7 protein-coding genes, 3 tRNA genes and 2 pseudogenes are annotated in these 11,632 nt (G+C 46.1%); 11 read left to right on the top strand and 1 reads right to left on the bottom strand.

Annotated elements, in window-relative coordinates:
- Both UA76_RS06490 and rpoS read left to right on the top strand, forming a co-directional pair.
- A pseudogene (locus tag UA76_RS06490) lies at positions 1–575 on the top strand (peptidoglycan DD-metalloendopeptidase family protein); the annotation flags it as partial.
- Positions 576–647: 72 nt separating this feature from the next.
- Entirely contained in the window at positions 648–1,637 is a 990-nt protein-coding gene (gene rpoS / locus UA76_RS06495) for an RNA polymerase sigma factor RpoS (protein WP_047044165.1), read from the top strand.
- A 68-nt stretch (positions 1,638–1,705) separates the two neighbouring features.
- Here rpoS and mutS read toward each other — a convergent pair.
- A pseudogene (gene mutS / locus UA76_RS06500) lies at positions 1,706–4,266 on the bottom strand (DNA mismatch repair protein MutS).
- Between the two features lie 85 nt (positions 4,267–4,351).
- On the opposite strand from mutS, the gene UA76_RS06505 reads away from it, so the two are divergent.
- The 9 genes from UA76_RS06505 to UA76_RS06545 all read left to right on the top strand — a co-directional run bounded on the left by UA76_RS06505 (position 4,352) and on the right by UA76_RS06545 (position 11,536).
- Entirely contained in the window at positions 4,352–4,843 is a 492-nt protein-coding gene (locus tag UA76_RS06505) for a CinA family protein (RefSeq protein WP_047044167.1), read from the top strand.
- Between the two features lie 174 nt (positions 4,844–5,017).
- Positions 5,018–6,058, top strand: a complete 1,041-nt coding sequence (gene recA, locus UA76_RS06510; RefSeq protein ID WP_047044169.1) for a recombinase RecA — start codon at positions 5,018–5,020, stop codon at positions 6,056–6,058.
- Between the two features lie 96 nt (positions 6,059–6,154).
- Entirely contained in the window at positions 6,155–6,619 is a 465-nt protein-coding gene (gene recX, locus UA76_RS06515) for a recombination regulator RecX (protein ID WP_047044171.1), read from the top strand.
- Between the two features lie 142 nt (positions 6,620–6,761).
- Positions 6,762–9,344 (top strand): alanine--tRNA ligase, encoded by a 2,583-nt coding sequence (alaS, locus tag UA76_RS06520; RefSeq protein ID WP_047044173.1) that lies wholly within the window; start codon positions 6,762–6,764, stop codon positions 9,342–9,344.
- 172 nt (positions 9,345–9,516) lie between these two features.
- A complete protein-coding gene (locus UA76_RS06525; RefSeq protein ID WP_047044175.1) occupies positions 9,517–10,704 on the top strand; it encodes an aspartate kinase in 1,188 nt (395 codons plus the stop codon).
- Between the two features lie 80 nt (positions 10,705–10,784).
- On the top strand, positions 10,785–10,982 hold the full coding sequence (gene csrA / locus UA76_RS06530; protein ID WP_004415691.1) for a carbon storage regulator CsrA: 198 nt from the start codon (positions 10,785–10,787) through the stop codon (positions 10,980–10,982).
- A gap of 186 nt (positions 10,983–11,168) precedes the next feature.
- Positions 11,169–11,261 (top strand) — tRNA-Ser (locus tag UA76_RS06535).
- Between the two features lie 56 nt (positions 11,262–11,317).
- Positions 11,318–11,394 (top strand) — tRNA-Arg (locus UA76_RS06540).
- A 49-nt stretch (positions 11,395–11,443) separates the two neighbouring features.
- Positions 11,444–11,536: transfer RNA gene (locus tag UA76_RS06545), tRNA-Ser, on the top strand.
- The last annotated feature ends 96 nt before the right edge of the window (positions 11,537–11,632 follow it).

Genomic DNA, 11,632 nt, shown 5'->3' on the forward strand with positions numbered 1-11,632 from the left:
GCAGGTGCAGCTGGTGCCTCTACCACGACAGCTGCAAGCAGTCCCCCTAAACAAGCTGCCAAGCCAAAGAGTACAAACTCTAACCAAAAAGTGTCGAAAAAAGATCCGCCCAAGAAGGTTGATCAATCAAAATCAAAGGAGTATGTTGGTTCTACAAGTAAACAAAATGTTAACAAAACTGCTAGCGCACCGAAGCAAAGCAACGCTAAAGTAAGCAAGTGGTTGTGGCCAACGAAGGGGAGGGTTATCAAGAACTTTTCTGCAGGCGATCAAGGGAATAATGGTATTGATATCGCAGGACAACGCGGACAATCCATTGTATCGACTGCTGGAGGAACCGTCGTCTATTCAGGCAATGCGCTACGTGGTTACGGCAATCTCGTGATTGTAAAACATAATGATAATTACCTCAGTGCCTACGCTCATAATGATCGGTTGCTCGTACAAGAAGGACAAAGTGTAAAAGCAGGCCAAAAAATAGCAACAATGGGCAGTTCAGGAACCAACAGTGTTCGACTACACTTTGAAATTCGCTACCAAGCAAGTCAGTTAATCCAAAACGATACTTGCCATAAATTTACTTGAGAAGAGTAATTTAGCGACATTAACAGTAGTAATGTCTTGCTAGCTCGCCAGGGGGAGGCGCTATGAGTATCAGCAACGCAGCAACTAAAGTCGAAGAGTTTGAGTTAGATAATGCCGAAGTAGAGCAGAATGAAAACAGCACTCAAACCACTAATCAAGCCGAAACCGTTGAAGAGACCAAAGAGGAATTTGAAGTCTCGACGAAAAGTCTAGATGCCACTCAGCTTTATTTAGGTGAAATTGGTTTCTCGCCACTTCTAACCGCAGAAGAAGAAGTTTTATACGCACGCCGCGCATTGCGTGGTGATGAAGCCGCACGCAAACGTATGATCGAAAGTAACTTGCGTCTTGTGGTTAAAATTTCTCGCCGCTACAGCAACCGTGGTCTTGCACTACTTGACCTTATTGAAGAAGGTAACCTAGGCCTTATTCGAGCGGTAGAAAAATTTGACCCTGAGCGTGGGTTCCGTTTCTCAACTTATGCGACATGGTGGATTCGTCAAACTATTGAACGTGCTTTGATGAACCAAACCCGCACTATTCGCTTACCGATTCACGTCGTAAAAGAGCTTAATATCTACTTGCGTACCGCTCGTGAGCTGTCACAAAAACTTGACCATGAGCCTACGGCAGAAGAGATCGCGACTCAGCTAGATAAACCCGTTGAAGATGTCAGCAAGATGCTTCGCCTCAATGAGCGTGTTAGCTCTGTAGACACACCAATTGGTGGTGATGGCGAGAAAGCTTTACTGGATATCATCCCAGACGTAAACAACTCAGATCCAGAAGTTTCGACACAAGACAACGATATCAAAGATTCGCTGATCCACTGGCTGGACGAACTGAATCCAAAACAGAAAGAAGTACTTGCGCGTCGATTCGGACTACTTGGTTATGAGCCATCAACACTGGAAGAGGTAGGTCGAGAAATCAACTTAACTCGCGAACGTGTTCGCCAGATTCAAGTAGAAGGTCTACGTCGTCTAAGAGAAATTCTGATTAAGCAAGGTCTTAATATGGAAAGTTTGTTCTCGGTGGAAGACGAAGTTTAGTGCAATATGAGTATCTAAAAGGCCGCAAAATGCGGCCTTTTTTAGTTTTAAGCTCGGGTGAGCTAAAGCTACAAGAGCTTTTTAAGACGGTAGAGCTCTTCCAGAGCCTGACGTGGTGTAAGATCGTCAGGGTCAATGTTAGCGAGTGCAGATTCCACTTCGCTTGGTTCTGGGATCAAACTGAGTTGATTGGCAATATCGACACCATTAGAAGCTGGAGCCGGTTGCCCTTGGCCGAGTTGTTCGAGTTTCGTAAGTTTAGCGCGTGCGTTTTTGATCACCGCTTTTGGTACGCCCGCTAGGCCAGCAACGGCTAGACCGTATGATTTGCTTGCTGCGCCTTCTTGTACGGCGTGCATGAAGGCAATGCTGTCGCCATGTTCTACTGCGTCTAAGTGTACATTAGCGAGGTTTGGCAATTGTTTTGGTAGCTCGGTTAGCTCAAAGTAATGGGTAGCGAATAAGGTCATTGCGCCCACTTTGGTTGCCAGCCACTCGGCACTTGCCCAAGCCAAAGATAAACCATCGTACGTACTGGTACCTCGACCAATTTCATCCATTAGCACTAGGCTATTTTGCGTTGCGTTGTGCAGGATATTGGCCGTTTCTGTCATCTCAACCATGAAAGTAGAGCGACCTGAAGCCAGATCATCGGATGCCCCGATACGTGTAAAGATTCGATCAATTGAGCCAATCGTGGCGTTTTCCGCTGGCACATAACAACCAATATGTGCCATGAGCGCAATCAGTGCCGTTTGGCGCATGTAAGTCGATTTACCACCCATGTTCGGGCCAGTAATGATCAGCATTTTGCGCTGGTCATGTAGCTCTATTGGGTTGGCAATAAAAGGTTCGTCCATCACTTGCTCAACCACAGGGTGGCGACCACCTTGAATGTGGACACTTGGCTCTTTACTTAGCGATGGGCGGCAGTAATCCAGAGACTCTGCTCGTTCAGCGAGGTTTTGTAGAACGTCCAATTGAGAAATGGCCGACGCAAGATTCTGCAGCGCTTCTAGATGCGGCAGAAGCAGATCAAATAGCTCTTCCCAAAGCTGCTTTTCAATCGCAAGGGCTTTAGATTTAGAGTTGAGCACCTTGTCTTCATGCTCTTTTAACTCTGGAATAATGTAGCGCTCTGCATTTTTCAGAGTTTGACGGCGTACATAGTGAGGTGGCACTAGGTGGCTTTGACCACGACTTACCTGAATAAAGAAGCCATGAACATTGTTATAGCCAACTTTAAGAGTGTCGATGCCATGTCGCTCACGCTCATCAGCCTCAAGCTTCTCTAAATATTCTGTCGCGCCTTCTGCAAGATTACGCCACTCATCAAGCTCTGCGTTGTACCCCGTTGCGATAACGCCACCATCACGAATCACGACTGGTGGATTCTCTTTGATTGCATTTTCGAGCAGCTGACAAACTTCATCCATAGGCAAAGAGTATTGCGCCAGTTTCGCTAGATATGGATGTTGGAGTGATGACGTGTATTCCGCCAACTCTGGTAGCTGCTGCATTGCGCTACGAAGGCGAGCCATGTCGCGAGGTCGTGCAGAACGCAGTGCTAGGCGAGCCAAAATACGTTCAATGTCGCCGATCTGTTTCAGTACAGGCTGAAGGCTTTCGTAAGTCGCGTTATCTTTTAGCTCAGTGATCGCGTCGAGTCGTTGATTAAGGGTATCCAAACAGCGCATCGGTTGGTGCAACCAGCGTTTTAGCATTCGGCTACCCATAGGGGTCGCACTGTAATCCAACACTTCGGCAAGCGTATTGTCGGTACCGCCAGATAGGTTTTGCGTAATTTCGAGATTGCGGCGCGTTGCGGCATCCAAAATGACCGATCGATCTTGACGATCAAATGTAAGCGAGCGAATGTGCGGAAGGGCTGTTCGCTGAGTGTCTTTTACGTATTGGATCAAACAGCCAGCTGCACACAAACCCAGCTTGGCATTTTCTACACCAAAGCCAACCAGATCGCGAGTACCAAATTGCTGATTAAGCTGCTGCTTCGCAGTATCTAGCTCAAACTCCCAAACAGGACGGCGACGATTGCTGTTACGCGAGGCCATCAAATGAACAGGTTCAAAGTCTTCCGGAAATAGCAGTTCACGAGGCGAAGTACGCTGCAGTTCCGCCGCCATCGCTTCTTCGGTTTCAGGCTCACTTAATTGAAAGCGACCGGAAGTGACGTCCAACGTTGCGTAACCAAACTTACCGTTGTGGTAATAGATAGCAGCAATCAGGTTATCAAGTCTTTCTGAAAGTAGTGCTTCATCGGTTACCGTTCCCGGCGTGACAATACGTACTACTTGGCGTTCAACCGGCCCTTTGCTGGTGGCCGGATCGCCACTTGCTCACAAATCGCGACCGACTCACCAAGCTGCACGAGCTTAGCTAAGTAACCTTCAACGGCGTGATAAGGCACACCCGCCATTGGAATCGGCTCACCCGCAGATGCACCGCGTTTTGTTAAAGATATATCCAAAAGTTGTGAAGCGCGCTTTGCATCGTCATAAAACAGTTCGTAGAAATCTCCCATGCGATAAAACAGCAGAATATCAGGATTTTCTGCTTTGAGTTTTAGGTACTGCTGCATCATTGGAGTGTGTTTTTGATCGGCTTTCACGGCTTACATCTTTTGTTTATCTCGATTGCGGCTTAGGATACGTGAAAGCACTAAAAGCGAAAAGGTTCGAAGGGGACTTTCGGTCATGAAAGATCAATATTCTTTAAGTGAAACGGTAGGTAGAGCGCTGCAATCTCGTCAACTCGTTTTAACCACAGCCGAGTCATGTACTGGTGGCGGGATTTCTACTGCGATAACCGATATAGCGGGAAGCTCCGATTGGTTTGATCGCGCCTTCATCACCTACAGCAACGAAGCCAAAATGGAGATGATTGATGTTCAATCAAAAACGCTTGAGGGCTTTGGCGCTGTCAGTGAGCAAACCGTTACCGAAATGGTTGCGGGGGCACTGAAGTACTCCAATGCCAATGTAGCGATCGCCGTCAGTGGTATTGCTGGCCCTGGTGGTGGTAGTGAAGAGAAGCCCGTGGGAACGGTGTGTTTTGCTTGGGGAGATGATGCGGGTTGGCTGCAAGTCGAGACTCAATATTTTAATGGTGACCGAATCGCGGTGCGCAATCAGGTTATCGAACATGCCCTGAGAGTACTGTATGAGCATCTGTGCGCAACATCATAAATTTTGTATTGCTAGCCAATTAGTTAGCCAAAGCGAATAAAAAAAATCCATACAGGTATAGACACTGTATGAATCAACAGTATAATAACTTTCAATTACTGCACAGTAGAATGCTGGCATCACAGAATAAAGACAAAGCTCACTGCCTTAGCGGTGAGCATATCGGAGAAAGAGATGGACGATAATAAACAGAAGGCTCTGGCCGCAGCTTTAGGTCAGATTGAAAAGCAATTTGGTAAAGGTTCAATCATGCGTCTTGGCGATAACCGCACAATGGACGTAGAAACCATCTCAACAGGTTCACTTTCTCTTGATATCGCACTGGGTGCTGGTGGCCTGCCAATGGGCCGTATCGTTGAAATCTACGGTCCAGAATCGTCAGGTAAAACAACGTTAACTCTTGAGCTAATTGCAGCGGCGCAACGTGAAGGCAAAACCTGTGCTTTCGTTGATGCAGAGCACGCTCTAGACCCAATTTATGCACAGAAACTCGGTGTTGATATCGACGCGCTATTGGTTTCTCAGCCTGATACGGGTGAACAAGCGCTTGAAATCTGTGATGCGCTAGCGCGTTCAGGTGCTATCGACGTATTGGTTGTTGACTCAGTTGCAGCACTAACTCCGAAAGCGGAGATTGAAGGCGAAATGGGCGACAGCCATATGGGTCTTCAAGCACGTATGCTATCGCAAGCCATGCGTAAGCTAACGGGTAACCTTAAGCAGTCAAACTGTATGTGTATCTTCATCAACCAAATCCGTATGAAGATTGGTGTGATGTTTGGTAACCCAGAAACCACCACAGGTGGTAACGCACTTAAGTTCTACGCTTCAGTTCGTCTAGATATCCGTCGTACCGGTTCTATCAAAGAAGGTGACGAGGTTGTGGGTAACGAAACTCGCATCAAAGTTGTTAAGAACAAGATTGCGGCGCCATTTAAGCAAGCTGAAACTCAAATTCTATATGGTCAAGGCTTTAACCGTGAAGGTGAGCTAATCGACCTAGGTGTTAAGCACAAACTTGTTGAGAAAGCGGGTGCTTGGTACAGCTACAACGGCGACAAGATTGGCCAAGGTAAAGCAAACGCAGGTAAGTTCCTACGTGAAAACCCAGAAGCTGCAAAAGCAATTGATGCTAAGCTACGTGAAATGCTGCTAACACCTGCACAGCCTGAAGCTCCAGAAGCAGGCGAAACACCAAAAGAAGAAGAGTTCTAATCACTCTTGATTCATTGAGAGCCTCGCCTATCGCGGGGCTTTTGTTTATCTAGTCTCGATTCCTACCCCCATCAATTTACATCCGAAATTAAGCCTATGTATTCCAGAAAAGCGCCAATTCTTTCTCCTATTGAAGCCGCAATTCAACTGTTAAGCCGAAGAGACCATGGCGAATATGAGCTTAATCAAAAGCTGAGTATTAAAGGTTATGAAGATGAGGACATCCAAAAAGCGCTGAATTTCTGTTTAGAGCATAACTACCTAGACGATCTTCGCTATGCAAGAAGTCAAATTAGACAGCATATTTATAAAGGCCATGGTGAGCGCAGAATTCGCCAAGAATTGAACCAAAAACGCGTTGCAGAATCAATATTGGAGCAGGCAATGGCGGAAGAGCCTCAAGATTGGTTTGAGCTAGCTAAAAGTGCCGCTGAAAAAAAATTCAAAGGGCAAAAAGCGAAAGACCAAAAAGAGTACGCAAAACAGGTGAGATTTCTTCAGTACCGCGGGTATAGCTTTGAGCAAATCAGCTATGCGTTAAACTCAGAAAACGAAGAATAACAGCAACGAAACGTATCAGTTTGGCTATTTGCCCTGAATTTACCTCTCAATCAGTTCTTTTCTGTTAGAAAACTAGTCGTAGCGTTAACCATGATCTACAATAGCGCAAAATTCTAACTCGACTATTTTCAGGAAGAGCTGCATGTACATGAGCACTGATGAGGTTCGTAACGCGTTCCTTAAGTTCTTTGAAAGCAAAGGACACCAAATCGTAGACAGTTCATCGTTAGTACCACATAACGATCCAACCCTGCTATTCACAAATGCAGGTATGAACCAATTCAAAGATTGCTTCTTAGGCGCTGAAAAGCGAGCCTATACTCGAGCAACTACGGCTCAACGTTGTGTACGTGCAGGTGGTAAGCATAACGACCTAGAAAACGTTGGTTTTACCGCTCGTCACCATACTTTCTTCGAAATGCTCGGTAACTTCAGCTTTGGCGATTACTTCAAAGAAGACGCGATTGCGTTTGCTTGGGAATTTCTAACCAAGACTCTTGGGCTGCCTGAAGAGAAGCTACTGGTTACGGTATACGAAACAGATGACGAAGCATTCGATATTTGGAACAAAAAAGTCGGCGTTCCTGCTGATAAGATCGTTCGTATCGGTGACAAAGAAGGTGGTAAGAAGTTCGAATCTGACAACTTCTGGACTATGGGTGATACAGGTCCTTGTGGTCCATGTACTGAAATCTTCTACGATCACGGTGAGCACATTTGGGGTGGCCGCCCTGGTACGCCTGAAGAAGACGGTGACCGTTTCATCGAGATCTGGAACAACGTATTTATGCAGTTTAACCGTCATGCTGATGGCACGATGGAGCCACTACCTAAGCCAGCTGTTGATACTGGTATGGGTATCGAGCGTATTTCTGCAATCATGCAGGGCGTTCACTCAAACTACGAAATCGATGTATTCCAAAAGCTAATCAAGGCGACAGCAGAGGTAGTCGGTCACGACGACCTTTCAAACCAATCGCTACGTGTAATTGCTGACCACATCCGTTCTTGTTCATTCCTAATCGCTGATGGCGTTATGCCTTCAAACGAAGGCCGTGGCTACGTTCTACGTCGTATCATTCGTCGCGCCGTTCGTCATGGTAACAAGCTAGGTGCGAAAGGCGTGTTCTTCCACAAACTCGTGGGTGTACTTGCTGAGGTAATGGGCTCTGCAGCAGACGAGCTTAAGAAGCAACAAGCGATTGTTGAAAAAGTACTTCGCATTGAAGAAGAGAACTTTGGTCGCACACTAGAGCGCGGCATGGTTATCCTAAACGAAGCACTGGATGCGCTTGAAGGTAAAGAGTTAGATGGCGAAACAGTATTTAAACTTTACGATACGTACGGCTTCCCTGCAGATTTAACTAATGACGTTGCTCGTGAGCGTGACTTCACGATTGATGAAGCAGGCTTCGAGAAAGCGATGGAAGAGCAGCGTCAACGCGCTCGTGAAGCTGGCCAGTTCGGCACTGACTACAATGCGACGATTAAATCTGAGGTAGAGTCTGAGTTCTGCGGTTACGTAGGAACGAAAGGCAAGAGCAATGTGGCTGAAATCTTCGTTGAAGGTGAAGCGGCTGACTCTCTGTCTGCTGGCGACAAGGCCATCATCATTCTAGATGAAACCCCATTCTACGCAGAATCAGGTGGTCAGTGTGGTGATGCTGGTGTGCTAAAAACGGAATCTGGTTTATTCAAAGTAGAAGACACTCAGAAACTCGGTAACGCTATCGCGCACCACGGTGTCCTAGCTGAAGGCGTTCTAGCGAAAGGTGATGAAGTAGAAGCGGTTGTTGATGCTGAGCGTCGCGCATCTATCTCTCTAAACCACTCTGCAACTCACTTACTACACGCAGCGCTTCGCCAAGTTCTAGGTGAGCACGTGACTCAGAAAGGCTCGCTAGTTAAACCTGAAAACCTACGTTTCGACTTCTCGCATTTAGAAGCGGTTACTACTGCAGAACTAAAAGAAGTTGAGCGCCTAGTAAACTCGCAAGTTCGTCGCAACCACGTGATTGAAACTAACGTTATGGACATCGAATCGGCTAAGCAGAAAGGCGCAATGGCTCTATTCGGCGAGAAGTACGATGACGAAGTACGCGTTCTTTCGATGGGTGAGTTCTCAACTGAACTATGTGGTGGTATCCACGCTGATAATACAGGTGACATTGGTCTATTCAAGATTACGTCTGAAGGTGGTATCGCGGCAGGTATTCGTCGTATCGAAGCGGTAACCGGTGAAGCAGCGCTTGATGCGATTGAAGCGGCTGAAGATAAAGCTGTTGAGAAGCTCGCTGAAGCGGCTAAGAAAGCCAAAGCACTTGAAAAAGAAATTCAAATGCTTAAAGACAAGATGGCTGCTGCTGAAAGTGCCAACATCATGGGTAAAGTTGAAGAGATCAACGGTACTAAAGTTCTGGTTGCCGCACTGGAAGGCGCAGACAACAAGAATCTTCGTACTATGGTTGATGATGCCAAGAACCGTGTAGGCAGTGGCGTTATCCTAATTGCAAACGTTGCGAATGATAAAGTTGGCCTGATTGCAGGTGTCACTAAAGATCTGACAGGCAAAGTGAAAGCGGGCGAGCTCGTTAACATGGTCGCTCAGCAAGTGGGTGGTAAAGGTGGCGGCCGTCCAGATATGGCTCAAGCTGGTGGTACTGATGTTTCGGCTCTACCTGAAGCTCTGCAATCAGTTCGAGGCTGGTTAGAAGAGCGTTTGTAATTCGCAAAAATTGAGCTCAATTGACACAGATTTGATTGAGCTTAACTAATCTAAAATGACCAAGTGGTTTAATTGGCGCAATGTTACTGGCCAAGTGAATCACTTGGTTTTTGTTTTATTTGTCATCGATAGATGACTCAATGAGATGCTTATCTCGGGAAGGTGAAGACTGGTGGAAAAGCCCCTAATCGTACAAAAGTTTGGTGGAACCTCTGTAGGTACAATTGACCGTATTGCACAGGTAGCCGAACACATTATTCAGGCTAAGAATGATGGAAATCAAGTTGTCGTTGTTGTTTCGGCAATGTCTGGAGAGACAAACCGACTTCTTGGGTTGGCTCAACAAATTGATGCAGTCCCGAGTGCACGTGAATTAGATGTACTACTGTCGGCAGGCGAACAGGTTTCTATGGCGTTGCTTGCGATGACGCTTAATCGCAATGGATACAGTGCCATTTCGTTAACCGGTTCCCAAGCGGGGATTGTCACGGACAGTCTGCATAATGATGCTACGATTAAAACGATTGATACTTCGAAGATCGATGAGCTTTTAGCTCAAGACCAGATAGTGATTGTCGCAGGTTTTCAAGGTGTGAATGAGAAAGGGGACATCACGACCTTAGGTCGAGGTGGGTCAGATACCAGTGCGGTAACCTTGGCGGGTGCGCTTAATGCGAAAGAATGCCAGATCTTTACCGATGTGGATGGCATATATAGCTGCGATCCGCGAGTAGTCAAAGGCGCTCGCAAACTTCCAACGATCGATTTTCCTTCCATGACTCAAATGGCTAAGCGAGGCGCTAAAGTGCTTCATTTACCTTGTGTCGAATATGCATGGAAGAATGACGTTCCTTTGAGAGTTCTTTCGACATTCGATGTCAATGAAGGCAGTTTAGTGAAAGGTGAAATGTGTTTATCTGATGTCTCAGGGATTGCGATTGCGCGAGACTTAGTCTCAATAGAGATACAGCCTGAGCATGAAGAACAAGTCATTAAACAGTGCCAAATGATTGGGATTGAAGTTTGGAATGTGATCAAGAAGGCAGAATGGACGGGAATCGTGATAAAACAGGATGCTAGTGCAAAGTTAGCTCTGGTGTTTAACGATAAAATCCGTAATAGTGAAGCTGTTAGCTTGTTAACGGTAGTTGGTTTGCAAGCAAAAGAATTGTTACATTTATCATGCAAGCTGCTTGAAGAGCAGGGAGTTACTGTTAATTATTATGAACAGGCGTGTCAATGTATTCAGTTGGTTGTGCCACCTGAATGTGTCGACAAAGCAGCGAACATATTGCATGATTCATACATTACGCAAAGCGGCTCAATTGATATTCAGCAAAAACATGCCTTGTTGGGTTAATCGCTAGTTTACCAACTTAGACAGTTTGTTGGATAATGGCGCCGTAGCAGAAAAGTCAGAGATTATTCAAGGAGCACAGAATGCTAATTTTGACTCGCCGTGTTGGCGAAACACTTATGATTGGTGATGAAGTTACAGTTACAGTTTTAGGTGTAAAGGGTAACCAAGTACGTATCGGTGTAAATGCACCAAAAGAGGTGTCTGTACACCGTGAAGAGATCTACATGCGCATTCAGGCTGAAAAAGGCAACGGTAATGTTGCATCAGGCAACTACTAAATTGTGCAGTTGAGGCTAGTGGAAACACTGGCCTTTTTTCTACCTATTGAAAGGTTCATATTGGCGGAAAGTGTGAATTCACACCGCTTTGATTAAATAGCCAACGGTTAAGCGTTTTTTTGCAATTTTTGCCAAGAAAGTGTTTGACATATTTTTGGTAAATCGTAATATGTGCCTCCGCAAGACGGTGAGGTGGCCGAGAGGCTGAAGGCGCTCCCCTGCTAAGGGAGTATACGGTTTGTAGCCGTATCGAGGGTTCGAATCCCTCCCTCACCGCCATTTCTTGCATCGTTTAATTTCAGTGTTTTTATTAACTCGGTTTTTAAACAAACAGCGCGTCCTTAGCTCAGCTGGATAGAGTACCTGGCTACGAACCAGGCGGTCGGAGGTTCGAATCCTCCAGGACGCGCCATATTCTTCTCTTGTTTTCTCTTAGGATTAAGCAGTGAAGAATATAGTGTGGTGAGGTGGCCGAGAGGCTGAAGGCGCTCCCCTGCTAAGGGAGTATACGGTTTGTAGCCGTATCGAGGGTTCGAATCCCTCCCTCACCGCCATTCTTTTTGAATGGATAAGTTGACCTCAGGTCAATTTTTTTGTTTCAAAAGAAACGTATTGTGATATAGTTCACAACTCTCGATTTCGAGAACATT

Origin of the sequence: Vibrio mexicanus, assembly GCF_001012815.1 — a bacterium.
Lineage (GTDB): Bacteria > Pseudomonadota > Gammaproteobacteria > Enterobacterales > Vibrionaceae > Vibrio > Vibrio mexicanus.

Excerpts from the sequence above, each read along its gene's own strand:
- csrA (WP_004415691.1), top strand. The coding sequence starts at position 10,785 with ATGCTAATTTTGACTCGCCGTGTTGGCGAAACACTTATGATTGGTGAT.
- recX (WP_047044171.1), top strand. The coding sequence starts at position 6,155 with ATGTATTCCAGAAAAGCGCCAATTCTTTCTCCTATTGAAGCCGCAATT.
- UA76_RS06505 (WP_047044167.1), top strand. The coding sequence starts at position 4,352 with ATGAAAGATCAATATTCTTTAAGTGAAACGGTAGGTAGAGCGCTGCAA.
- alaS (WP_047044173.1), top strand. The coding sequence starts at position 6,762 with ATGTACATGAGCACTGATGAGGTTCGTAACGCGTTCCTTAAGTTCTTT.
- recA (WP_047044169.1), top strand. The coding sequence starts at position 5,018 with ATGGACGATAATAAACAGAAGGCTCTGGCCGCAGCTTTAGGTCAGATT.
- rpoS (WP_047044165.1), top strand. The coding sequence starts at position 648 with ATGAGTATCAGCAACGCAGCAACTAAAGTCGAAGAGTTTGAGTTAGAT.